Below are 23,233 nucleotides of genomic sequence, written 5' to 3'. Positions count from 1 at the left end.
CCGCTGCGCGCGGATTAAAATACAGGCACTTTTAAAAAATGAGGCTAATGTGAATAATTTACGCCAGCAGTTTATCGCGTTTTCAGTATCCAAGGGAGTCTTGCGGTTTGGCGAGTTCACCACCAAGGCAGGACGATCATCGCCGTACTTCTTCAATGCGGGCCTGTTCCATGACGGCGCCACCCTGGCCGAGCTGGCGCAGTTCTACGCGCAGACCCTGCTCGACTCGGGCGTCGAATTCGACATGCTGTTCGGCCCCGCCTACAAGGGTATCACCCTGGCGTCGGCCACCGCCGTGGCGCTGGCCGGCAAGGGCCGCAACACCTCGTTCGCCTTCAACCGCAAGGAAGCCAAGGACCATGGCGAAGGCGGCACCATCGTCGGCGCCAAGCTGCATGGCAAAGTCGTCATCATTGACGATGTGATCTCGGCCGGCACCTCGGTGCGCGAATCGGTGGACATGATCCGCGCCGCCGGCGCCGAGCCATGCGCCGTGCTGATCGCCCTGGACCGCATGGAGCGCTCCGGCCCGGATGGCCAGCTGTCGCCAAGTTCGGCGGTGCAGGAAGTGTCGAAACAGTATGGCATTCCCGTCATCTCGATCGGCAATCTGGACGACTTGTTCGGCTACCTGAATGGCGCCGGCGCCGATCCGGAACTGTTGAAGCATAAGGAAGCCGTTTCCGCGTATCGCGCTAAGTATGGCATTTAAAGCGCCCATGGCGGCGTTGCGGCGCGTTGCCGCACTAGCGTGCTGTCTGCCGCGCCGCGCCTTGCCCTGAGCACTTTAAATCGTTTTGTCTTCCAGCAGCGCCCGCAGCCGCGGGTCGCTGCAGACGGTGGCAGCTTGCGGATGGCATTGCAACAGCCGCCGCAACAGCGCGCCGCCGATGCCGCGCCGGCGGAACGGCGGTTTCACGAACAGCATGTTCACCGTCACTTCATTCGCACGTCTGCTGATGTCGAGCATGGCCACTTGCTGGCCATCGATCCACGCGCATAGCGCGCTGTCCCCTTGCCAGTCTATCTGCATCACGCCAGCCATGGTTTGAGCGCCGCATGCAGGCCCAGGGCAAACAGGCCGACCAAAAAGCAGCGCTTGAATACTGGCTGCGCGATGCGCCCGCGCAGCCATTGGCCGGCCAGCATGCCGGCCAGCGCCGGCAGCAGGGCATACGCGGAAGCGCCCGCCGCACCGAGGCTGAAGTCGCCGTGAAGGGCCAGGCTGGCCGCCAGCGCCACGGTCGACGCCGTAAACGCCAGGCCCAGCGCCTGTACCAGGGCATCGCGCGCCAGCCCCAGTCCTTGCAGATATGGCACGGCGGGGATCACGAACACGCCCGTAGCGGCCGTCACCAGTCCTGTCGCGGCGCCCGCGACGGGCCCCAGCCAGGTTTCGTGCCGCGCCGGCACCCGCAGCTGCAGCGAGAATAGTCCCGCCAGCGCGTACAGCATCAGCGCCACGCCCAGCGCGACGACGGCCCAGGCACCGCTGTCGGTCGGCAGCAGGGCGCCGCCCGCCAGGGTGCCGGTCATGACACCGGCCAACATGGGCCACAAGCGCAGCAGCAGGGCGCGCAGGCCCGGCCCGGCCGCCAGTTGCCAGACATTCGTCACCATCGACGGCACGATCAGCAGGGCTGCCGCCTGCACGGGCGGCATGATGAGGCTGAGCGTACCCATGGCTACCGTCGGCAAGCCCAGTCCGACTACGCCCTTGACGAAGCCAGCGACGAGGAAGCTGGCGCCGACGGCCAGCAGGAATGACGTCTCCATCTTCTTATCCAGAGTGATTTTGCGTGGATTCTGCGCTCGCCCGGGGATTTCGCCAAGGTGGATTATTTTGAGTCAGCCTTAGTAAAATGCGAAGGCTGATAAGATGGCGAAAAGGAGAGCTGCCATGCGCTTTGATCTGGTCGACTTGCAGCTGTTTGTCAACGTGGTGGAGGCGGGCAGCCTGACGGCGGGCGCTGCGCGCAGCCATCTCGCATTGGCATCGAGCAGTGCGCGCGTGCGCGGCATGGAAGAGATGCTGGGCATGCCCTTGCTGCTGCGTGGCCGGCGCGGCGTGGAACCGACCCCTGTGGGTCAGACCTTGCTGCATCACGCGCGCCTGGTGCTGCTGCAAATGGAAAAAATGCGCGGCGAGCTCGGTGAATTTGCGCGCGGCTTGAAAGGGCAGTTGCGGCTGCTGTGCAATACGGCCGCGCTCAGCGAATTCTTGCCCGAGGCGCTCGGTGCTTTTCTCGACCGCCATCCGAATCTGACCATCGACCTGGAAGAGCGCCTCAGTTACGATATCGTCAAGGCCGTCTCGGAAGGGTTGGCCGACATGGGCATCGTGTCCGATTCGGTCGACATGCGCGGCTTGCAGACGTTTTTGTTTCGCCCCGACCGGCTTGTGGTCATCGCCGCGGCCGACGGCGTGCACCACCGCGAGCTCGGTCAGGATGGCGTCGTCGCGTTCTCCACGCTGCTGGATCACGATTTCATCGGCCTGGCCGACGACAGCGCGATGCAGCAGTACCTGGGCATGCACGCGGCGCGTCTGGGGCGCCCGCTGAAAGTGCGCGTGCGCCTGCGCAGCTTCGATGCCGTCTGCCGCATGGTGGCCAGCGGCGTGGGCATCAGCGTGGTGCCGCTGGCGGCGGCCAGCCGCTGCCAGCAGACGATGGCGCTGCGCTGCCTGGAATTATCCGATCCCTGGTCGGTACGCAATCTGACAATCTGCGTGCGCCAGTTCAGTGAATTACCCCTGTATGCGCGCCAGTTGATCGATCATCTGAAAGCGTGACAGGGCATGACAGGAGCAGCGATGCGTTTTTCAGAAGACAAGATGGCCAGCCTGCTGTGCAGCGACCAGGTCGAGCGGCCCATCCACATCTGGCAGCCACACCACACCCGCGCCGTGATTTTGGCGATCCATGGCGGCATGGCGCATGCGGGCGACTATGTCACGCCGGCGCTGACCTTCCGCCAGCACGGCATCGCCACCGTCAGCTTCGATATGGTGGGCCATGATGGCAAGCGCAAGGTCGATATTCCTTCATTCGAGGCCTTCCTTGACGATGCGGAGCTGTTCCTCGCCTGGGTCAAGCAGGCATATCCCGGCTTGCCCATCTTTGTCATGGGCCACTCCATGGGCGGCCTGATCGCCACGCACCTGGGGCTGCGGCGCTTTGCGGGCGACCCGGCCATCCGGGGCTTCATCATTTCATCGCCGTATTACGTGAATGCGATTCCCGTGCCGAAGGTGCTGCAGATGCTGTCCGGTTGGCTGGCGCAGCGTTTCCCGACGATGAAGGTACCGCTGGGGAATCTGACCATGTTGCTGACGCACGATCAAAGCATCACCGCGCGCCATTTCCAGGACGAGCGCGACGGCATACGCGCCAGTGCGGCGTCGGTGCGCTTTGCCCATGCCTTGACGTCGGCGCAAAAGGAACTGGCGGGTGGCTTGTCTGGCTGGGGTTTTCCCCTGTTCGCCGTGGTGGCAGGCGACGACAAGCTGGCCGACAGCCGCGCCACGGAAAGCATGCTGCGCAGTGTGCCCGATGGCCTGCTCGACTACCATTTTTACCCGGCCAATTACCACGAGAATTTTAATGAAGTGAACCGCGACGTGATCTTCGCCGCGATCCTCGCGTGGATGGAGAAACTGTTGGCACCCGTAGCGCCTTGAGGCGCCAGTATCGTTATAATCGGCTCAATGAATTGACCGCCGGTGCATGCCGGCCCGGTCCCCGCGGCACAGGGGAATACTCAAGGAACGAACGATGCGCTTGCTGATTGCCCTGTTACTCCCATGGCTGACTTTTTTCACGATCGGCCGCCCCATTGCCGGCATCATTTGCCTGATCCTGCAAATTACCTTGATTGGCTGGCTGCCAGCGACGATCTGGGCTGTGTATGCGCTGAGCCAGTACAAGACGGACCAGAAGATCGCCGAGGCCATGCGCCGGCGCTAAGCTAAGACTGGCCTAAGCTGCGCTTCCTATCTTGATTCAACCGACATGAGGAGAGTGAGATGGCACCAGACAGACGCAGTACCTTGAACCTGGCGGCGGCAATGCTGGCCGCCGGGCTGTTGCTGGGAAGCGCGGCGCAGGCGCAGGGCGATAGCGCCTTGCCGCCCGTGCAAAAGAGCGGGGCAGTGGAGTACCTGAGCGGCGGCATCGGCCTCGATGAATCGACTGCCATCAAGAGCGCCAGCCGGCAATGGCCCTTGAGCCTGGTGTTTTCCGTGCAGGCGGCGGGCAAGGCGGAGTTTGCGTCCGACGTGAAGCTGGAGATACGCGACGCCAAGGGCGCGCTGGCGCTGGAAACGACGGCCAGCGGACCGTTCCTGCTGGCGAAACTGCCACCTGGCAGCTACCGCCTGCGCGCCACGCTGGCTGGCAAGACTTTGGAACGCAAGGTGCAGGTCAAGGCGGATAGTTCCGCGCGCGTGGAACTGGTCTGGCCGGCGGGAACGAACCAGGGCCGGCCTTGATGCTCGGCGACGGCAAGGCACCCGAGAGGGGCTTGTCGGCGCGGGGCTTGTCGACGCATATCCTGCCCACGTCGGCGACGATGGTGGGCGTATGCATGACGGTGCTGTCGATCGGGCACCTGGCGCCGCGCGGCGAGGTGCGCTTGGCCATCGACAAGCTGCTCGCCGTCGATGCCATTGTCTTTCTCGTCAGCGCCGTGCTCTCGTTCATGTCGTTGCGCCCCGGCCAGTCGCGCTCGCGCTACGAAGGGTGGGGCGAGCTGCTGTTCATTTGCGGCCTGGCCCTGCTGGCGCTGGGCGCCGTGGTGCTGGCTTTCGTCATCAACTGACCCAGATCAGCTGACCGCGAGTACGCGCCCTTCGGCGGCGCTTTGCAGCGCCAGTTCGATCAGGCGTATCGTTGCCGCCGCATCTTCGGCCGCCACGGGCGCTGGTGCGCCGTGGCGGATGGCGTCGGCCATGCCCTGGTAAAAGTCCTGGTAGCGGCCGGCCTGCATTTCGAGGTGTTCACAATGGCCGTCCGGCTGTGTACCCAGGTGCAGCGCGCCGCGCACGGGGTCCACGCCCCAGCCGGGCTGGCCCGGCCTGCCGCCGGCCTTCAGGGCGTCTTCCTGCGGATCGAGGCCGAACTTCACGAAACTCCCCTTGTCGCCATGCACGGCGAAGCGCGCCGTTGGCGCTTTTACCAGGCAGCCGGCTTGCAGCACCACGCGCAAGCGGTCGTAGTACAGCACAAGGTGGAAATAATCTACAGCCTGCGCGCCATCGCGCTGCAGGACGATATCGGCGTACAGCTTTTTCGGCTGGCCGAACAGCTGCATGGCCTGGTCCAGCATGTGCGGACCCAGGTCGTACAGCAGGCCGCCACCGGGTGCGCCGGACTCGCGCCAGCGCTGGCGGATCTCCGGGCGGAAACGGTCGAAATGCGATTCGACGCTGGCGATGCGCCCCAGCGTGCCTTGCGCCAGCAGCGCTTTCAAGGTCAGGAAGTCGCCATCCCAGCGCCGGTTGTGATACACGCTGAGCACCAGCTTGCGTTCTTGCGCCAGTGCGATCAGGCTCTGCGCTTCAACGCTGGAAATGGTGAATGGCTTGTCCACCACCACGTGCTTGCCCGCTTGCAGGGCCGCCAGGGCCAGGCTGAAATGGGCCTCGTTGGGCGCAGCGATGACGACCAACTCGATGGACGGATCTGCAAACAGCTGCGCCGCATCCGCATACACGGTGGCGTTAGGCCAATCCTTGTGCACGAGCTCGGGCTTGCTGGAGGCGACGGCCGCCAGCTCCAGGGCATCGATGGTAGACAGCACGGGAGCGTGGAAGGTGGAGCCGGCAAAGCCGTAGCCGACCAGGCCGGTCTTGATCTTGTTCATGGCGGGTTCACAGGTGCGTGGAAGAATCCATGATCATACCTGCAAGCGGGCGGCGCATAAAAAAAGGACGCCGCAGCGTCCTTTTGCATGCCTCTCGCGAAGATTACCCCGCCAGCTTGGCCTTCAGCAGTTCCGTCAGCTGGGCCGGGTTGGCCTTGCCCTTGGACGCCTTCATGGCCTGGCCGATCAGCGCGTTGATGGCCGCTTCCTTGCCAGCGCGGTACTGCTCCACCGACTTGGCGTTGGCCGCCAGCACTTCATCGACGATGGCTTCCAGGGCGCCAGAATCCGAAATCTGCTTCAGGCCCTTGGCATCGATGATGGTATCGACCAGGTGCTCGTCGTTCGATTTGGCTTCCCACATTCCGGCGAAGACCTCTTTTGCCGCCTTGTTCGAGATCGTGCCGTCGGCGATGCGCTTGAGCATGGCGGCCAGCTGCGCGGCGGAGACGGGCGCGTCGTCCAGGTCCACGCCTTCGCGGTTCAGGGTCGACGCCACGTCGCCCATCAGCCAGTTGGCGGCGGCCTTGGCGTTTTCCTTGCCGGCCTTGTCGACCACGGCGACGAAATAGGTGGCCATGGCTTTCGACTGCGTCAGCACCAGCGCATCGTAGTCCGGCAGCGCGTATTCGCTGATGAAACGCGCGCGCATGGCGGCCGGCAGTTCCGGCATCGAGGCCTTGATCGTGGCGATCCACTCTGGCGAGATGACCAGCGGCGGCAGGTCAGGGTCCGGGAAATAGCGGTAATCCTGGGCGTCTTCCTTGCTGCGCATTTCGCGTGTTTCCTTGCGGTCCGGATCGTACAAGCGCGTCGCCTGCACGACCTTGCCGCCGTCTTCGATCAGTTCGATCTGGCGGCGCACTTCGACGTGCACGGCTTCTTCGATGAAGCGGAAGGAGTTCAGGTTCTTGATCTCGCAGCGGGTGCCGAATTCCTTCTGGCCCACGGGACGCACGGAGACGTTGACGTCGCAGCGGAACGAGCCTTCCTGCATGTTGCCGTCGCAAACCCCCAGCCACATGACCAGCGAGTGCAGCGCCTTGGCGTAGGCCACGGCTTCGGCGGCGCTGCGGATTTCCGGCTCCGAGACGATTTCCAGCAGCGGCGTGCCGGCGCGGTTCAAGTCGATGCCGCTCATGCCCGCATAGTCTTCATGCAGCGATTTACCGGCGTCTTCTTCCAGGTGGGCGCGCGTCAGGTTGACCGTCTTGGTGACGAATTCGCCATCCTTTTCATAGCCGAAGGTCAGCGCGCCTCCGATGACGACGGGGTCTTCGAACTGGCTGATCTGGTAGCCCTTGGGCGAATCGGGATAAAAATAGTTTTTGCGCGCGAAGACCGAGCGCGGCGCGACGGTGGCGCCCACGGCCAGGCCGAAGCGGATCGCGCGCTCGACGGCCTGCTTGTTCATCACTGGCAGCACGCCAGGCAGCGCCAGGTCGACGGGGCTCGCTTGCGTGTTGGCGTCGGCGCCGTACTTGATCGGCGAACCGCTGAAAATTTTGGATTCGGTCGTGAGCTGCACGTGGTTCTCAAGACCGATGACGACTTCCCATTGCATAGTGTTCTCGCTTTTTTTCTGGTGGCGCCGGCAAAGCGGCGCATATATATATATTTAAATGCCGGCAGGAGCGCGCGTATGCCAGTCCGTCACTTGCTGGAACTGGTGGGCCACGTTCAGCAGTTTGGCTTCGCCGAAGTAATTGCCGATGATTTGCAGGCCGACGGGGCGCTTGCTGTTTTTCTCGCCCTCTCCGAAACCGCATGGTATCGACATGCCGGGCAGGCCGGCCAGGCTGGTCGACAGGGTGTAGATGTCGGCCAGGTAGTTTGCCACCGGATCGTCCGTCTTGTCGCCCAGGTCCCAGGCGACAGTCGGCGCGACCGGTCCCATGATGACGTCGCAGACGGCGTTCGGACCATTTAATACGGCATCGAAATCCTGCGCGATCAGGCGGCGGATCTTTTGCGCCTTCAGGTAGTAGGCGTCGTAGTAGCCATGGCACAGCACATAGGTGCCGACCATGATGCGGCGCTGCACTTCCGGGCCGAAGCCCTGCGCGCGCGACTTCTTGTACATGTCCTGCAAATCCTTGTACTCGGCGGCGCGGTGGCCATAGCGCACGCCGTCGTAGCGCGACAGGTTCGACGACGCTTCGGCCGGCGCGATCATGTAGTAGGCGGGAATCGACAGGGCCGTGTTTGGCAGCGAGATGTCGACCAGGGTGGCGCCCAGTTTTTCATACTGCGCCAGCGCGCCGCGCACTGCCGCTTCCACGTCCTTGGCCAGGCCCTCGCCGAAATACTCGCGTGGCACGCCGATGCGCAAGCCTGTGAGGGGTTGATCAAGGTCGCGCGAAAAATCTTCCGCCACGCCGCCCTGTTCCGGCGACAGGCTGGTCGAATCGCGTTCGTCGAAGCCGGCCATGGCGCTCAAGAGCAGGGCGCAGTCTTCGGCCGAGCGGGCCATCGGGCCGCCCTGGTCCAGCGACGAGGCAAAGGCGATCATGCCGAAGCGCGAGACGCGGCCATACGTCGGTTTGATGCCGGTGATGCCGCAAAAAGCAGCAGGCTGGCGGATCGAGCCGCCCGTGTCGGTGCCGGTGGCCGCCGGCGTGAGGCCGGCCGCGACGGCGGCGGCCGAGCCGCCCGACGAGCCGCCCGGCACGGCCGTCTTGTCCCATGGGTTCTGCACGGCGCCGAAGGCCGAGTTCTCGTTGCCGGAACCCATGGCGAATTCATCGCAATTGAGCTTGCCCAGGGTGACCATGCCGGCCGCCTGGAATTTTTCCACCACGGTGGCGTCAAACGGGCTGGCGTAGTTGGCCAGCATTTTCGAGCCGGCCGTGGTGCGCCAGCCTTTGGTCACGAACAGGTCCTTGTGCGCGATCGGCACACCCGTCAATGGCGTGGCTGTGCCGGCGGCGATGCGCGCATCGGCCTCGGCAGCTTGCGCCAGGGTCAGGGCACGGTCGACGTGCAGGAAGGCGTTCGAAGTGTCCGCTGCGATGCGGTCGAGGAAGTGCGTCGCCAGTGCAACGGCGGAAATTTCCTTGTTCTGCAAAAGCGTGGACAACTGTTTGATGGATTTTGTATGCATGGCGTTTCTATTTGATTTTATTCGGCGGAAGACAAGCGTATTCGGCGAGGCGTCAAAGATGCTTATTCGATCACTTTTGGCACGAGATAGAGTCCATCCTGTACTTTCGGCGCCACGGCCTGGTAGGCGTCGCGGCGATTTTGCTCGGTGGCGACGTCCTCGCGCAGGCGCAGGGCGATATTGTCCATATGGGCGGCCAGCGGGTGGCTCAGGGGGGCCACGCCATCGGTATTGACGGCTTGCATTTGTTCCGCCAGTGCAAAAATCTTGTTCAATTGGGCCAACGACGTGACGGCCTGATCGTCGGCCATTTCAAGTTGTGCCAGGTGGGCGATGCGTTTTACGTCGGATAGTGTCAGGGACATGGCGAATGGCGCGGAGTGACGCGCATGAGTATTAAGTTGGCGTTTTGATAAAACGCGGGTATTTGCTGCTTTTTTGCTCACAAAAGCCGAGGAATGCCGCGTAAGTCGCGGCCGCAAGAGTCGCACTTTTCCATGGTTTTTGAGCAAATCGCATTCAAATTATAAGGTAGAATGGCGGGTTAATGCGTTGCCGGCGCTGATGGACCGCTGCCGCAGCATAGAAAAGATTGCGCAAGCGCCAAGTGACACCCGGGAAAATCGCCTTCATGGATTTTCAGGGGGCCTGAAAGCGCCCGCTTTGAAACTCCCCATAAACAGCTTTTGCGCAGCTCGATGCGCTACAGGACACTCATGTTTGGTTTTTTACGCAGGTATATCTCCACCGATCTGGCCATTGACTTGGGCACGGCCAACACCCTCATTTATGTGCGCGGCCTCGGTATCGTCCTGGACGAGCCGTCCGTCGTCGCCATCCGCCAGGAAGGCGGTCCGAATGGCAAGAAGACCATTCAGGCAGTCGGCAAGGAAGCCAAGCAGATGCTGGGCAAGGTGCCGGGCAATATCGAAGCGATCCGTCCGATGAAAGATGGCGTGATCGCCGACTTCACCGTGACCGAACAGATGCTCAAGCAGTTCATCCGCATGGTGCACGACTCGAAATTCTTCCGTCCTTCGCCACGCATCATCATTTGCGTGCCGTGCGGTTCGACCCAGGTCGAGCGCCGCGCGATCCGCGAATCGGCGCTGGGTGCCGGCGCTTCGCAGGTATATCTGATCGAAGAACCGATGGCAGCGGCCATCGGCGCGGGCTTGCCCGTGTCGGAAGCGACCGGCTCGATGGTGGTCGACATCGGCGGCGGCACCACGGAAGTGGGCATTATCTCGCTGGGCGGCATGGTCTACAAGGGTTCCGTGCGCGTGGGCGGCGACAAGTTCGATGAAGCTATCGTCAACTACATCCGCCGCAACTACGGCATGCTGATCGGCGAACAGACGGCCGAAGCGATCAAGAAGGCCATCGGTTCGGCCTTCCCGGGTTCGGAAGTCAAGGAGATGGAAGTCAAGGGCCGCAACCTGTCCGAAGGCATCCCGCGCTCGTTCACCATTTCCAGCAACGAGATCCTCGAAGCGCTGACCGATCCGCTGAACAACATCGTTTCGGCCGTGAAGAACGCGCTGGAACAGACACCGCCGGAACTGGGCGCCGACATCGCCGAAAAAGGCATGATGCTGACGGGCGGCGGCGCACTGTTGCGCGACCTGGACCGTCTGCTGATGGAGGAAACCGGCCTGCCGGTGCTGGTGGCCGAGGACCCGCTCACCTGCGTGGTGCGCGGTTCCGGGATGGCTCTGGAGCGTATGGACAAGCTCGGCTCGATCTTCTCCTACGAATAATCTGACAGAAGGGCCGGAAACCAACTCCGGCCTTTTTTTGGTTTTGGCGCCGGCGTTTGACCGGGGCTTGCACGTTGGCGCACTGCGCCTGGCCTGATTATTGGAAGTCATGGAATACAGTCCTCCGCCACTTTTCAAACAAGGCGCCTCCGCCCGCGTCAAGATGATGGTGTTCGCCGGCATCTCTATCGCCCTGTTGCTGGTCGATTCGCGCATGCACGCCTTGACGGCCGTGCGCCAGGCAGTCGGCACCGTGTTGTATCCGGTGCAGATGGCGGCCCTGGTGCCGCGTGATGTTGCGGTCGGCGTCGGCAACTACTTTTCTTCGCTGTCCTCCCTGGAAAAACAGGTGCGCGACCTGAAGCACGAACAAATCGCTTCGGCGCAGATCATGCAGCAGGCGCAGCTCAATATCGTTGAAAACAACCATTTGCGCAAATTGATGGAGGCGCGCGAAAGAGTCCCCGTCAAGACCATGATGGCTGAAGTCCTGTATGACACGCGTGATTCTGCCACGCGCAAGATCGTGCTGGACCGGGGCATCCAGAATGGCGTCGAACTGGGCCGTCCCGTGATCGACAACCTGGGCGTGGTGGGACAAGTCACGCGCGTGTTCCCGTTCACCTCGGAAGTGACCTTGCTGACCGATGAAGAACAGGCCATTCCCGTGCAGCTGCTGCGTAATGGCGTGCGCAGCGTGGCCATCGGCCGCGGCAAGTCCGGCACCATGGAGCTGCGCTTTACGGCCCCCACCGCCGACATCCAGATCGGCGACATTGTCATTACCTCCGGCCTCGATGGCCTGTATCCGGCCGGCCTGGCCGTGGCGCGCGTGACCCTGGTCGAGCGCAATGCGCACGGTCCATTTGGCCGCGTCGTGTGCCAGCCGCTGGCCGGCATCGAACGCAACACCCAACTGCTCATCTTGATGACGTCGCCGGAGATCGCACCGCGTCCGCCAGTCGAAGACGTCAAGACGGGCCGCAAGATCGCCGGCAAGATGGCGCCGATCAAGGACCCTGCCAAGGAGCCTGCTGCTGCTGCTGCTGCTGCCGCTGCGACACCACCGGCCACCGCGCCGGCCGCGAAACCGCCTGCCGGCCCCGCGCCGAAGCCGGCGGCACCTGCCGCCGCACCAACACCTGCCGCCGTGCCACCGAAGGAGGCGACACGATGAACCGCCCACATTACATCCTGCTGCCGGTCAGCCCCCTGTTCATCGGTTTTTCCCTGCTGTGCGCTTTTCTGCTGAACCTGCTGCCATGGGGGCAGTTCGTCGGCGTGCCCGATTTCGTCGCCCTGGTGCTGGTCTTCTGGGGTATCCACCAGCCGCGCAAGGTCGGCATCGGCGTGGCGTTCTTCATGGGCTTGATGATGGACGTGCACGACTCGACCCTGCTGGGCGAGAATGCGCTGGCCTACACCTTGCTGTCCTACTTCGCCATCATGATGCACCGCCGCGTGCTGTGGTTCCCCATCCTGACGCAGGCGCTGCATGTGCTGCCGCTGCTGCTGCTGACGCAGGCGCTGCAATTGCTGACGCGCCTGATCGTCTCGGGCCGTTTCCCCGGCTGGCTCAATTTCATCGAGAGCTTCGTGGCCGTCGCCCTGTGGCCCTTCGTCACGTGGATCTTGCTGGCACCGCAGCGCCGCGCCGTGGACCGCGACCATAACCGGCCGATTTGACGGGCGCCTGCCATGACTGAACTTAAGAATACCGAGCGCGAACTGCATTTTTTCCGCATGCGCCTGACCATCCTGGGCGCGCTCGTCTTCGTCTGCTTTTCGCTGTTGCTGGCGCGCTTCATCTGGCTGCAGGTGATCAAGCACGAGGACTACGCGACCAAGGCGGAAGACAACCGCATCGCCGTGGTGCCCATCGTGCCCACGCGCGGCCTGATCCTCGACCGTAACGGCGTGGTATTGGCGCGCAATTACTCGGCCTATACGCTGGAAATCACGCCATCGAAATTGAGTGCCAGCCTCGATTCGGTGATCGACGAGCTGTCGACCCTGGTACATATCGACATCAAGGACCGCCGCCGCTTCAAGAAGCTGCTGGAAGAATCCAAGAACTTCGTCAGCGTGCCGCTGCGCACGCGCCTGACGGATGAAGAAGTGGCCCGCTTCACGGCGCAGCGTTTCCGCTTCCCTGGCGTGGAGGTGCAGGCGCGCTTGTTCCGCCAGTATCCGATGGGCGAGGTGGCGTCGCACGTGGTGGGCTTCATCGGCCGCATCAACCGCAATGAAGCCAAGGCGCTGGAAGAGGGCGAGGACGCGGCCAACTACAACGGCACCGACCATATCGGCAAGGAAGGCCTGGAAAAAAGCTACGAGAAGCAGCTGCATGGCACCACCGGCTACGAAGAAGTGGAAGTGTCGGCCGGCGGACGCGCCATGCGCACCCTGTCGCGCACGGCAGCGACGCCTGGCAACAACCTGATCCTGTCGATCGACATCGAACTGCAAAAAGTGGTCGAGGAAGCGTTCGGCGAATGGCGCGGCGCGGCCGTGGCGATCGACCCGGCCACCGGCGACATCCTCGCTTACGTGTCCAAGCCCGGCTACGACCCGAACCTGTTCGTCGACGGCATCGACCAGCAAAGCTGGAACGAACTCAATACCTCGCTGGACCGGCCGATGGTCAACCGGCCCCTGTCCGGCACCTACGCGCCCGGCTCGACCTTCAAGCCCTTCATGGCGCTGGCCGCACTCGAATTGGGCAAGCGCACGCCGAGCCAGTCGATTTCCGATCCCGGCTTTTTCATCCTCGGCGGCCACACCTTCCGCGACGACAAGGTGGGCGGCCATGGCACGGTGGACATGCACAAGTCCATCGTCGTCTCGTGCAACACCTATTATTATCAGCTGGGCCGCGACATGGGCATCGATGCCATCCACGACTTCATGAAGCCGTTCGGTTTTGGCCAGCTGACGGGCATCGACCTGAATAATGAAAAGACGGGCGTGCTGCCGTCGACGGAATGGAAGCGCAAGCGCTTCAAGACGCCACAGCAGAAAAAATGGGTGGGAGGCGACACGATTTCGGTGAGTAACGGCTCTGGCTACAATTCCTATACGCCGCTGCAGATCGCCCACGCGACAGCCAACCTGGCCAATAACGGCGTGGTGATGAAACCGCATCTGGTGAAGATCATCGAAGACGCCGCCACGCGTGCGCGCACCCTGACGGTACCGAAGGAAAGCTACCGCATCGCGCTCAAGCAGGAAAACATCGACATCATCAAGCGCGCCATGGTGGGCGTGACCAGCGAGCAGGGCGGCACGGCAGCGCGCATCTTCGCTGGCGTGCAGTACACGGTGGGCGGCAAGACGGGGACGGCGCAGGTGGTGGGCATCAAGAAAAACGAGAAGTACAATGCCAAGTTGCTGGCCGAACGCCTGCGCGACAATGCCTTGTTTACGGCCTTCGCACCGGCCGACAAGCCGCGCATCGCGATCGCCATCGTGGTGGAAAACGCGGGCTTCGGCGCCGGCGTGGCCGCCCCGATCGCGCGCAAGGCGCTCGACTACTACCTGCTGGGCAAGCGCCCGAGCGACAAGGAAAAAGACACCACCAAGGTGCCCAAGGAAGATGTCGACGAAGTGCGCACGCTGGAAGAAATCACGGACGAGCAGGCCGCCCCGGTGGCACCTGCCAGGCAATAAGGAAGCACATGCCCATTAACGAAAGGCGCTCGCTGTGGCGGCGCGCCAAACCCTACTTGGCGGTGTTCGATCCGCCGCTGATGATCATCATTCTGATGCTGCTGTGTACCAGCCTGCTGACCCTGTATTCGGCCAGCATCGGCATTCCCGGCAAGATCGAGGACCATTTGCGCAACATCCTGCTGTGCTTTTTTGTCATGTGGGTGGCCGCCAACATCACGCCGCAGATGATGATGCGCATCGCCGTGCCCGCGTATACGATATCGGTGATACTGCTGGTGGCCGTGGCGCTGTTCGGCACCATCAAGCTGGGCGCGCGGCGCTGGCTGCATATCGGCGTGATCGACATCCAGCCGTCCGAATTCCTGAAGATCGCCACGCCGCTGATGCTGGCCTGGTTCTTCCAGCATAATGCGGGTGCCCTGCGCTGGAAATCGTTCCTGATGGCGGCCGTGCTGTTGCTGGTGCCTGTCTACCTGATCGCGCGCCAGCCCGACCTGGGCACGGCATTGCTGGTGGTGGCGGCCGGCTTTACCGTCATCTTTCTGGCCGGCCTGTCGTGGAAGGTGCTGGCCGGCTTGCTGATCACCTTTGTTTCCTGCCTGCCGATCGCCTGGTCGCACCTGCATGATTACCAGCGCGACCGAGTGATGATGCTGATCGACCCGACCAAGGACCCGCTGGGCAAGGGCTTCCATATCATCCAGTCCATCATCGCCATCGGCTCCGGCGGCATGACGGGCAAGGGCTGGACGCACGGCACGCAGGCCCACCTGGAATTCGTCCCGGAGCGCACTACCGACTTCATCTTCGCCGTGTATTCGGAGGAGTTCGGCCTGGTGGGTAATCTGATTCTGATGCTGATGTATTTGCTGCTGGTGGGACGGGGGATGATGATCGCCGCCAACGCCCCCAGTTTTTTCACTCGCCTGCTGGCAGGAGCGATCACTATGATTTTCTTTACTTACGCCTTCGTCAACATGGGCATGGTCAGCGGCATCGTGCCGGTGGTCGGCGTTCCCCTGCCTTTCCTCAGCTATGGCGGCACCGCGCTGCTGACCCTGGGCGTGGCCACCGGTATCCTGATGAGCATCCAGCGTCATCGCAAGCTGGTGCAGACCTGATGCGCGCGCCTGTCGATACCGTCGCCATGCGCGGGCCGAATGTTGCCACACTGCTGGCGGTTTTGCTGACCCTGGCCGCTTGCGGCACGGCGCCGCCAAAGCCCGCATCGAGTAACGTGCCGCTGCCGTCCGGCGGCAAGGTCAAGGTGCCCGTGCGCCAGGATCCCACCTTGCCGGCATTGCCTGCGGCCGGTTCCGGGCGCGGCGGCTACTACAAGGATGACGGCCCGGGCGACAATCCGCCGGCCAACCTGCGCGACGTGCCCGATGCGGAAGTGCGCAACGAGCCGTATTCGACGCGCTCGAACCGTCCTTACGTCGTGTTTGGCAAAACGTACACGCCGATCACCGACAACGAACCGTTCAAGCAGAAGGGCACGGGCACCTGGTATGGCAAGAAATTCCATGGCCAGCGCACCTCGTCGGGCGAAATCTACGATATGTACAAGATGACGGCGGCCCATCCTACCTTGCCGATTCCATCGTATGCGCGCGTGACGAGCATCGACAGTGGCGAACAGGTGATCGTGCGCATCAACGACCGCGGTCCGTTCCACGCCACGCGCGTGATCGACGTGTCCTACACGGCGGCGCTGAAACTGGGATTCCTGGGCAAGGGCAGCCACCAGGTGGTGGTCGAACGGCTGCTGCCGGCCGATATCGATGCCATCCTGGCTGCGCGCGCGGCGCCCAAGCCTGTGCCTTCCGTGGTGGCTATCTCCATCGATACGCCCGTGGAAACGGGCGCCGTGGTGCAGCCGGAAGTGTCGACGCAGATGCTGCCCGTCGATGCGACGGTGGCCATGCCTGCCCCGGCGGCGCTGGCCAGCGGCTTTTATTTGCAGTTGGGCGCCTACTCGCGCGCCGACAATGCAGAAACGGGACGTTCGCGCCTGGCACCATACGCGGCGGCCTTGGGGACCCTGGGCGTGGTGCAGGCCGGTAACCTGTTCCGCCTGTATGGCGGACCGTTCTCCAGCCGCGCCGACGCGGCACGCGCGGCGGCGAATTTACCGGAATCGACGGGCATCAAGCCGATCGTCATCCAACGATAAAGCACCTGAGAAAACCGTAGCGAGCGGAAGGGAGAGGCGGCCGAGAAGCGGAACTGTGCTCAAGCACAGTGAGCATCGCAGGTTGCCTATACCGACGCGCAGTAGGTTTGGTCAGGCGCTTATTTGCAGCTGCGCAGTTCCTGCTCTGGGAACTGCGTTTTGATCTTCTCGAGACGCGCGCGCGTAGCGGCGTCAAGGTCGCGGAACTGGTAAGCGAGCTGCTTGCTGGCGCTATAGCGTGGTGCGACGCGGGCGCTGTGCACGCCCTGTTTGTTGAGCGATGCCAGCTGGCTTTGCGCGCTGGTTTCCGACTTGAATACGCCCAGTGAGATGCCCCAGCGCAGCGGGCTGCTCTCGTTCATGATGAAGTAATTTGTCACGCCCAGCTGCTTCAATTCGCCGGCCTTGCGGTCGGCGCCTTCCTTGCTGCCCTGCGGCGGGATGTACACCATATAGCTGGAAACCTCCTGGCCGGCCACGTTGCGGCGCGACTGCCGGTCGCCCAAGTCCAGCGCCGCCACTTGCGCCTCGAAGCGGCGGCCGTCGGCCAGCAGGAAATTGCCCACTTCCGTGCAGGCATACGATGGCGGTGGTGTCGGCACCGCAGCTGCCTCGGTGGCTGGCGGCGCGGCGGGTGCCGTGGCCTGCTCCTGCGTCAGCAAGGTGAGCTTGCCGGCCTGCAGCTGGTTTTTCAGGCGCGCCGGTTCGCGCGTCTCGCTGCGAAAACTGCCCAGATATCCCTGGCCGATGGCCAGCACCAGCAGGTTGACGCCGGCCAGCAGCCAGAAGACGAATTTCAGCATATGTGATTTCCTTGTGTTCCTGCCGCGCCGGCGCGCGCAGCCGCCTGCAGGCCGATCATGACGATGTTGTCCACCAGTTGCAGCGGTACCGCCAGTGCCAGGGCCGGTGCGATACGCGGCGCGGCGCCGCCTGACAATAAACAGGCGCTGGCGCCGTGCATGCGCACGGCCCGTTCGATGGCGCCCGCCTGCGCCGCCAGGCAGCCGGAGAGGATGGCGTCGTCCGTGTTGTCGGCAAAGCCGGCCGGCAGTAGGGCGTCGCTGGCGATTTGCGGCAGCTGCGCCGTGTTGCGCGCCAGCGAACTGGCCATCAGTCCCAGTCCCGGCAAGATCATCCCGCCGAGGAAAACGCCATCGGCTGTGATGGCGTCGATGGTGGTGGCGGTGCCGCAATTGGCGACGATGACCGCCTGGCCAGGCGCCAGCACGTGCGCGCCGATGGCGGCGGCAAAGCGGTCGCAGCCCAGTTGCGACGGCGCGCGGTAGCCATTCGTCAGTCCGGCCAGCTGCGGCAGCGAGGCAAAGTCGCGGGCAGCGACCGGCAGCATGGCGCGCAGGCGCCTGCCGATGACGGCGCCTGCCACGTTCGACAGCAGCGCTTCGCTGATGGAAAGTTCGGCCCACTGCGCGGCCAGGGTATCGATCTGCGCATGCGTGACGGCGCCGCTGGCCAGCCAGCCGCCCGGGGGGCTACCGGCGGCCACGAGTGCCCACTTGATGCGCGTATTGCCGGCGTCGATCAGCAGTAGCATGCGCTTACTCCCCGGTCAGGCGCAAGGACACGTCGCCGGACATGATTTCCTGCAGGTCGCCATCGGTGCGCAGCAGCAGGCGGCCCAGGTGATCCACACCGGCCGCCACGCCTTGCTGCAGCAGTTGGCCGTTGTCGAGGATTTTCACATGCTGGCCCTGCCAGGCGTGCAGTGCGTTCCAGCGTTCGGCAAACGGCGCGAAGCCCGTGTCGTCGAATTCTGCCAGCACGCCGGCCAGGCGGCTGAGCAGCGCCGCCACCAGGGTATTGCGTTCCATCTGCGCCAGCCAGGGCACGGCCGAGACGCTGCGCCCGATCTGCCGTTCCAGCGCATCGGGCATCAGCAAATTGATGCCGCAGCCGATCACGGCCCACACGCCGCCATCGGTTGCCTGCTGCGTCTCGACGAGGATACCGGCCAGTTTATGGCCATCCTTGAGCAGGTCGTTCGGCCATTTCAGTTGCACCGGCACGCCCAGCGCCGTCATGCTTTCGGCCAGCGCCACGCCGACGGCCAGCGGCAGGCCGACCAGTTGATGCAGCGGTCCCTTGAAGTGCCAGGCCAGCGAGAACATCAGGCTGGCGTCCGCCTGCGACACCCAGGGCCGCCCGGCACGCCCGCGTCCGGCCGTCTGCTGACCGGCGACGCGCAGGGTCGGTCCGGCCAGGGTGGCGCAGCGCGCCAGCAGGTCGGCGTTGGTCGAGCCGGTTTCGTCGACCACTTCGATGGCCACGTGGGCGGCGCCCGTGGCGCAATGGGCGGCGATGGCCGCGCTGTTCAAGTCTGAGTGCTTCGTCATGGGGAGAGTAGGGTTTTACTGACTGTCGCCGGATGGCTTGCTGCGCGCCTTGTGCGGCGCGTTGGCGAAGGCCATGTCGTAGACGGCATTGGGCAGCGCGCGCAGCAGCTTGGCAACGACGCCCATCTGCCACGGGATCACGCAGTAGCTGTCGCCATCGGCGATGGCGCGCGCGGCGCGCACGGCGAATTTTTCGGCCGGCATCAGGAAGGGCATGCGGTAGGCGTTGTGGCGCGTCATCGGCGTGTCGATGTAGCCGGGCGTGATGGTGACGACCTTGATGCCGGCCGGCTTGAGTTCCAGGCGCAGCGATTCGCAGTAGCTGATGACGGCCGCCTTCGAGGCGCTGTAGGCTTCGGCGCCGGGCAGGCCGCGGATGCCGGCCACGCTGCCGATGCCCACCAGGCGTCCGCTGCCCTGGGTTTTCATGGCAGCGATGAAGGGGGCGAAGGTGGCGACGGTGGCCGTGACATTGATGGCCATCAGGCGCGCGAAGGCGTCCAGGTCTTCCGCGTGTTCGCTCAAGGTACCGAATGACACGCCGGCGCTGGCGATGACGACGTCGATGCGCCCGGCGTAGCCGATGAAGTCATCTGCCGCGCTTTTCAGGGCGGCGTGGTCGCACACATCGACGGCGTAGGCGCGGTGGCGTTCAGGGTGGGGCAGGGAGGCGATCAGTTGCTGCAGGGTCTCGCCGCGGCGCGCCAGCAGGCCCAGTTGGGCGCCCTGGCGCGCGTACTGCAGCGCCAGGGCAGCGCCCAGTCCGCTCGACGCGCCCGTGATGAAAACGCTGTGCATCAGGCGATGCCCGGGCGCGCCAGGGAAGTGGCCATGCTTATTTCTTTTCCGCTTTGGCTTTCGCGACCAGCACGTCCATCACGCTGAGCGCCTGGGCGTTCAGCTGCTCTTCGTTCTTGGCCGACTTGCTGCCTTGATCGGCCTGCGAAGGCGAGGTGATGTAGCGGCCATCGATGGCGATCATGGGCCAGAACGTCACGTTGTAGCCCTGCATCATGGCGTCCGCACGGCGCACGCGGGCCGAGATCCCCATCGAACGGTAGGTGTCGATGAATTTCTGGCGGTCCACGCCCTGCTTGGCGACGAAGTCGAACACGGCGTCGTCGGTGGCCAGACGGTTGCGCTCCACGTGCATGGCGTGGAAGACGCTGGTGTGCAGCTTGTCGAGCAGGCCCATCGCTTGCAGGGTGAAGAAAAGGCGCTGTTGCGGCGCCACGCTGTCATCGCGCGACACGTGCACGCGCTTGAAGACGATGTTGTCGCCCTGCTTCTTGACCCAGGCCGCCAGTTGCGGTTCAAGCACGTTGCAATGCGGGCAGTAATACGCAAAAAATTCCGTCACTTCGATTTTCTTGCCCGATTCCGTCGCCTGCGGCGTGGCCAGGGTTTCGTATTCGACGCCGTTCTTCGGTTCGGCCGGCGAGGCCGACGCGCCCATGGCGGCAGTGCACAGGGCGGCGGTGAACAGGATTTTTTTCAGAAAACGCATGCTGGTTCCTTATTTTTGGTTGCGGACGACGGCGACATCGATGCCATTTTCAGACAGCTTGGTGCGCGCGCGGTTCATCGCTTCAAGCTGGTTGAACGGTCCGATGCGCACGCGGTGCAGCACGCCGGCATCGGTGCTGCGATCACTGATGGCCGCTTCGAAGCCGAGCAACGCCAGTTTGCCGCGCGTGCTTTCGGCGTCCGACATGTCATGGAAGGCGCCAGCCTGCAGATAATAAATCCATTTGTCGCTGGCTGCATCGGCCTTGGTTTCTTTCACGTCGGCCTTGGCTTGCGGCGCGGGTGCTGCCGCCGGCGTTTTCGGTGCCGGCTTGTCCTTCAATGTACCGATCAATTCCTGCAGCGCGTCCGGCGGCGGTGCCTTCGGCTGCTGTGCGGTGTTGGGCGCCGGCGCAGCTGGCTGCGTCGGCGTGACGATCTCGCGTGGCTCCTTGGAGAAGTCGCGCGCCGCTTCCTTGGCCGCTTCCTTGTTGCCGTACATCGGCTTGTTCGGGTCGGCGATCTGCCCAGCCGTCGGTTCGGACGATTTGCCGGCCTTGCCCGATTTGTCGGTGAAGGGCGAGGCGCCCTTGGTGATCACCAGGGCGACCACCACGGCGATGCCCAGGCCGATGACCAGGCCGATGATGATGCCGACCAGCGTGTTGCCCTGCTGGCGGCGGATCGGCGTGGCGCGCGAAGCGTAAGAGGAAGCGTGATTCATTGACGGTTTGACCTTCGCGATTACATTTTGTTTGGCGCGGACACGCCGATCAGTGCCAGGCCGTTGCGCAGTACCTGGCGTGCGGCGATGACGAGGGCCAGGCGGGCCATCTTGACGGCTTCATCCTCGACCAGCACCTTTTCGGCGAAGTAGAAGCTGTGCAGGTTGGCGGCCAGGTCGCGCAGGTAGAAGGCGACTTGATGCGGCCCCAGTTCCGCTTGTGCGCGCGCCAGCATTTCCGGGTAGGCGGCCAGGGTCGCCAGCAAGGTCGCTTCGGTCGGTGCCGTCAGGGGAGACAAGTCAACGCCGGCGACCGTGCTGGCATCGCCACCCCAGTTTTCCAGGATGCGGCAGATGCGCGCATGCGCGTACTGCACGTAATACACCGGGTTTTCATCGGTGGTTTTCAGCGCCACGTCGACGTCGAAGACGAATTCCGTGTCGGCCTTGCGCGAGATCAGGAAGAAGCGCACGGCGTCGCGGCCCTTGGCGATGTCGCCGCCGCCCGACCATTCGATCAGGTCGCGCACGGTCACGTAGGACCCGGCGCGCTTCGAAATCTTGACTTCTTCGCCGTCCTTCATGACGGTGACCATCTTGTGCAGCACGTAGTCGGGGTAGCCTTGCGGGATGCCCATGTCGACAGCCTGCAGGCCGGCGCGCACGCGCGCGATGGTGCCGTGGTGGTCGCTGCCCTGGATATTGATGGCCTGCACGAAGCCGCGCTGCCATTTCACCAGGTGATACGCCACGTCCGGCACGAAATACGTGTAGGTGCCGTCGGTCTTGCGCATGACGCGGTCCTTGTCGTCGCCGAAGTCGGTGGTGCGCAGCCACAGCGCGCCATCCTGCTCGTAAGTGTGGCCCGCCTTGACCAGCGTTTCGACCGCGCTATTGACCTTGCCATCCGCATACAGCGACGATTCGAGGTAGTAATTGTCGAACTTCACGCCAAACGCCTGCAGATCGATATCCTGCTCGTTGCGCAGGTAGGTGACGGCGAAGGGGCGGATCGAATCGATGTCGTCGATGTTGCCATTCGCCGTGGCGGGCAAGCCATCGCTGGCAGAGACGGTCTTGCCGGCCTTGAAATCGTTGGCGATATCGGCGATGTAGTCGCCGTTGTAGGCCGGTTCCGGCCATTCGGCGTCGCCCGGCTTGAAGCCGCGTGCGCGCGCCTGCACGGAATTGGCCAGGGTCTGGATCTGCACGCCCGCGTCGTTATAGTAGAACTCGCGCGTCACCTTGTAGCCTTGCGCGTCGAACAGCGAGGACAGGGCGTCGCCCAGGGCTGCCTGGCGGCCGTGGCCCACATGCAGCGGACCGGTCGGGTTGGCCGAGACGAATTCCAGGATGACTTGCTTGCCGGCGCCTGCCGTGCTGCGGCCATAGCTGTCGGCTTCGCTCAGGATGGTTTTCACCACGGCCTGCTTGGCGGCGGCGGAGACGCGCACGTTGATGAAGCCGGGGCCGGCGATTTCCACTGCCTCGATCAGACCCTGGCCAGCCGGGTTGGCCAGCACGGCCGTGACGATGGTTTGCGCCAGTTCGCGAGGATTCTGTTTCAGCTGCTTGGCCAGTTGCATGGCGATGTTGCAGGCGACGTCGCCATGCGATGCATCGCGTGGTCGCTCGAGCACCACGGATGGCTCAAGCGAAGTGCCGGCCAGGACGGGAGCGAGGGCGGCCTGGAACAGGGCGATGATTTCTTGTTTCTGTTGGGCGAGCATGAGCAGGATGGCGGTGGAACCGCGTTAAGAATGAATAGAATGAATCAAAAAGCAAAACGGACGGCAATTACCCAAGCCGCCCAGACTGCGTCAATTATACTGGTTTGCCGACGGGAACAATACGCTTGCCGGCAAGGCCCCCGTGTCGGCGCATTTCACGATATTATCAGGACAACATGCCCATGTTGGTGCATGAAAACATCAGCATGGCGCATTCTGCTTGTATATATGCAGTTTTTTGCCGCAAATTGCCCATATCGCTGCAATCGCTTGGGCCAGAGGGCGCCACAAACGCTACAATCGACCCTTTATTGATGACGCGCGGCCGCGACTTTGCCACCAT

At 63.5% G+C, this 23,233-nt stretch carries 25 protein-coding genes; 12 read left to right on the top strand and 13 right to left on the bottom strand.

Annotated elements, in window-relative coordinates; all coding sequences use genetic code 11:
- The first annotated feature begins 49 nt into the window (after positions 1 to 49).
- Complete coding sequence (gene pyrE, locus ACQ4WL_RS17580) at positions 50 to 712, top strand: orotate phosphoribosyltransferase (RefSeq protein ID WP_436510889.1); 663 nt, start codon at positions 50 to 52, stop codon at positions 710 to 712.
- 75 nt (positions 713 to 787) lie between these two features.
- On the opposite strand, the gene ACQ4WL_RS17575 is transcribed toward pyrE, so the two are convergent.
- Both ACQ4WL_RS17575 and ACQ4WL_RS17570 read right to left on the bottom strand, forming a co-directional pair.
- Positions 788 to 1,033, bottom strand: a complete 246-nt coding sequence (locus ACQ4WL_RS17575) for a GNAT family N-acetyltransferase (RefSeq protein WP_436510887.1) — start codon at positions 1,031 to 1,033, stop codon at positions 788 to 790.
- Positions 1,033 to 1,776, bottom strand: coding sequence for a sulfite exporter TauE/SafE family protein (locus tag ACQ4WL_RS17570; RefSeq protein ID WP_436510886.1), 744 nt, complete (start codon positions 1,774 to 1,776; stop codon positions 1,033 to 1,035). Before ACQ4WL_RS17570 ends, ACQ4WL_RS17575 begins: the two co-directional genes overlap by 1 nt.
- Before the next feature lie 124 nt (positions 1,777 to 1,900).
- Between ACQ4WL_RS17570 and ACQ4WL_RS17565 the strand changes: the two genes are divergently transcribed.
- From ACQ4WL_RS17565 to ACQ4WL_RS17545, 5 genes are all read left to right on the top strand, one after another.
- A complete protein-coding gene (locus ACQ4WL_RS17565; RefSeq protein WP_436510885.1) occupies positions 1,901 to 2,794 on the top strand; it encodes a LysR family transcriptional regulator in 894 nt (297 codons plus the stop codon).
- A 21-nt stretch (positions 2,795 to 2,815) separates the two neighbouring features.
- Positions 2,816 to 3,682 (top strand): alpha/beta fold hydrolase, encoded by an 867-nt coding sequence (locus ACQ4WL_RS17560; RefSeq protein ID WP_436510884.1) that lies wholly within the window; start codon positions 2,816 to 2,818, stop codon positions 3,680 to 3,682.
- Between the two features lie 94 nt (positions 3,683 to 3,776).
- On the top strand, positions 3,777 to 3,968 hold the full coding sequence (locus ACQ4WL_RS17555; RefSeq protein ID WP_034749384.1) for a YqaE/Pmp3 family membrane protein: 192 nt from the start codon (positions 3,777 to 3,779) through the stop codon (positions 3,966 to 3,968).
- 59 nt (positions 3,969 to 4,027) lie between these two features.
- Positions 4,028 to 4,492, top strand: coding sequence for a peptidase associated/transthyretin-like domain-containing protein (locus ACQ4WL_RS17550; RefSeq protein ID WP_436510883.1), 465 nt, complete (start codon positions 4,028 to 4,030; stop codon positions 4,490 to 4,492).
- The gene (locus ACQ4WL_RS17545; RefSeq protein WP_436510919.1) at positions 4,492 to 4,821 is read left to right on the top strand and encodes a hypothetical protein; all 330 of its coding nucleotides are present in this window, start codon (positions 4,492 to 4,494) and stop codon (positions 4,819 to 4,821) included. The genes ACQ4WL_RS17550 and ACQ4WL_RS17545 overlap by 1 nt, the downstream gene beginning before the upstream one ends.
- 6 nt (positions 4,822 to 4,827) lie before the next feature.
- Here ACQ4WL_RS17545 and ACQ4WL_RS17540 read toward each other — a convergent pair whose 3' ends face one another.
- The 4 genes from ACQ4WL_RS17540 to gatC all read right to left on the bottom strand — a co-directional run bounded on the left by ACQ4WL_RS17540 (position 4,828) and on the right by gatC (position 9,333).
- Positions 4,828 to 5,865: an oxidoreductase gene (locus ACQ4WL_RS17540; RefSeq protein WP_436510882.1), complete on the bottom strand. Its 1,038-nt coding sequence runs from the start codon at positions 5,863 to 5,865 to the stop codon at positions 4,828 to 4,830.
- A 103-nt stretch (positions 5,866 to 5,968) separates the two neighbouring features.
- A complete protein-coding gene (gene gatB, locus ACQ4WL_RS17535) occupies positions 5,969 to 7,429 on the bottom strand; it encodes an Asp-tRNA(Asn)/Glu-tRNA(Gln) amidotransferase subunit GatB (protein WP_436510881.1) in 1,461 nt (486 codons plus the stop codon).
- 54 nt (positions 7,430 to 7,483) lie between these two features.
- Complete coding sequence (gene gatA / locus ACQ4WL_RS17530; protein WP_436510880.1) at positions 7,484 to 8,968, bottom strand: Asp-tRNA(Asn)/Glu-tRNA(Gln) amidotransferase subunit GatA; 1,485 nt, start codon at positions 8,966 to 8,968, stop codon at positions 7,484 to 7,486.
- A 62-nt stretch (positions 8,969 to 9,030) separates the two neighbouring features.
- Positions 9,031 to 9,333, bottom strand: coding sequence for an Asp-tRNA(Asn)/Glu-tRNA(Gln) amidotransferase subunit GatC (gene gatC / locus ACQ4WL_RS17525; protein WP_070222787.1), 303 nt, complete (start codon positions 9,331 to 9,333; stop codon positions 9,031 to 9,033).
- 351 nt (positions 9,334 to 9,684) lie between these two features.
- Between gatC and ACQ4WL_RS17520 the strand changes: the two genes are divergently transcribed.
- From ACQ4WL_RS17520 to ACQ4WL_RS17495, 6 genes are all read left to right on the top strand, one after another.
- Positions 9,685 to 10,728 carry a rod shape-determining protein gene (locus ACQ4WL_RS17520; protein ID WP_010393186.1) on the top strand — a complete coding sequence of 348 codons (1,044 nt, stop codon included), beginning with the start codon at positions 9,685 to 9,687 and terminating at the stop codon, positions 10,726 to 10,728.
- Between the two features lie 109 nt (positions 10,729 to 10,837).
- Positions 10,838 to 11,905, top strand: a complete 1,068-nt coding sequence (gene mreC, locus ACQ4WL_RS17515; RefSeq protein ID WP_436510879.1) for a rod shape-determining protein MreC — start codon at positions 10,838 to 10,840, stop codon at positions 11,903 to 11,905.
- A complete protein-coding gene (mreD, locus tag ACQ4WL_RS17510) occupies positions 11,902 to 12,414 on the top strand; it encodes a rod shape-determining protein MreD (protein WP_035824494.1) in 513 nt (170 codons plus the stop codon). The genes mreC and mreD overlap by 4 nt, the downstream gene beginning before the upstream one ends.
- Positions 12,415 to 12,426: 12 nt before the next feature.
- Positions 12,427 to 14,397 (top strand): penicillin-binding protein 2, encoded by a 1,971-nt coding sequence (gene mrdA, locus ACQ4WL_RS17505; protein WP_436510878.1) that lies wholly within the window; start codon positions 12,427 to 12,429, stop codon positions 14,395 to 14,397.
- A gap of 8 nt (positions 14,398 to 14,405) precedes the next feature.
- On the top strand, positions 14,406 to 15,521 hold the full coding sequence (gene rodA / locus ACQ4WL_RS17500) for a rod shape-determining protein RodA (protein ID WP_436510877.1): 1,116 nt from the start codon (positions 14,406 to 14,408) through the stop codon (positions 15,519 to 15,521).
- Complete coding sequence (locus tag ACQ4WL_RS17495; RefSeq protein WP_436510876.1) at positions 15,521 to 16,576, top strand: septal ring lytic transglycosylase RlpA family protein; 1,056 nt, start codon at positions 15,521 to 15,523, stop codon at positions 16,574 to 16,576. The genes rodA and ACQ4WL_RS17495 overlap by 1 nt, the downstream gene beginning before the upstream one ends.
- 119 nt (positions 16,577 to 16,695) lie before the next feature.
- On the opposite strand, the gene ACQ4WL_RS17490 is transcribed toward ACQ4WL_RS17495, so the two are convergent.
- Genes ACQ4WL_RS17490 through argS form a run of 7 tightly spaced genes read right to left on the bottom strand, consistent with a single transcriptional unit; the run spans position 16,696 to position 22,890 of the window.
- A complete protein-coding gene (locus tag ACQ4WL_RS17490; RefSeq protein WP_436510875.1) occupies positions 16,696 to 17,379 on the bottom strand; it encodes an SPOR domain-containing protein in 684 nt (227 codons plus the stop codon).
- Positions 17,373 to 18,131, bottom strand: coding sequence for a type III pantothenate kinase (locus ACQ4WL_RS17485; RefSeq protein WP_436510874.1), 759 nt, complete (start codon positions 18,129 to 18,131; stop codon positions 17,373 to 17,375). Before ACQ4WL_RS17485 ends, ACQ4WL_RS17490 begins: the two co-directional genes overlap by 7 nt.
- Positions 18,132 to 18,135: 4 nt before the next feature.
- Positions 18,136 to 18,930, bottom strand: coding sequence for a biotin--[acetyl-CoA-carboxylase] ligase (locus tag ACQ4WL_RS17480; RefSeq protein ID WP_436510873.1), 795 nt, complete (start codon positions 18,928 to 18,930; stop codon positions 18,136 to 18,138).
- Positions 18,931 to 18,945: 15 nt separating this feature from the next.
- Complete coding sequence (locus tag ACQ4WL_RS17475) at positions 18,946 to 19,728, bottom strand: SDR family oxidoreductase (protein ID WP_436510872.1); 783 nt, start codon at positions 19,726 to 19,728, stop codon at positions 18,946 to 18,948.
- 37 nt (positions 19,729 to 19,765) lie between these two features.
- Entirely contained in the window at positions 19,766 to 20,437 is a 672-nt protein-coding gene (locus ACQ4WL_RS17470) for a thiol:disulfide interchange protein DsbA/DsbL (protein WP_436510871.1), read from the bottom strand.
- A gap of 9 nt (positions 20,438 to 20,446) precedes the next feature.
- The gene (locus ACQ4WL_RS17465; RefSeq protein ID WP_436510870.1) at positions 20,447 to 21,160 is read right to left on the bottom strand and encodes an SPOR domain-containing protein; all 714 of its coding nucleotides are present in this window, start codon (positions 21,158 to 21,160) and stop codon (positions 20,447 to 20,449) included.
- Between the two features lie 20 nt (positions 21,161 to 21,180).
- Positions 21,181 to 22,890 carry an arginine--tRNA ligase gene (gene argS, locus ACQ4WL_RS17460; RefSeq protein ID WP_436510869.1) on the bottom strand — a complete coding sequence of 570 codons (1,710 nt, stop codon included), beginning with the start codon at positions 22,888 to 22,890 and terminating at the stop codon, positions 21,181 to 21,183.
- Positions 22,891 to 23,233 lie beyond the last annotated feature (343 nt).

The sequence above is a fragment of the Janthinobacterium kochi genome, assembly GCF_051380715.1.
Taxonomy (GTDB): domain Bacteria; phylum Pseudomonadota; class Gammaproteobacteria; order Burkholderiales; family Burkholderiaceae_D; genus Janthinobacterium.
This window is presented reverse-complemented; position numbering and strand designations above follow the sequence as displayed.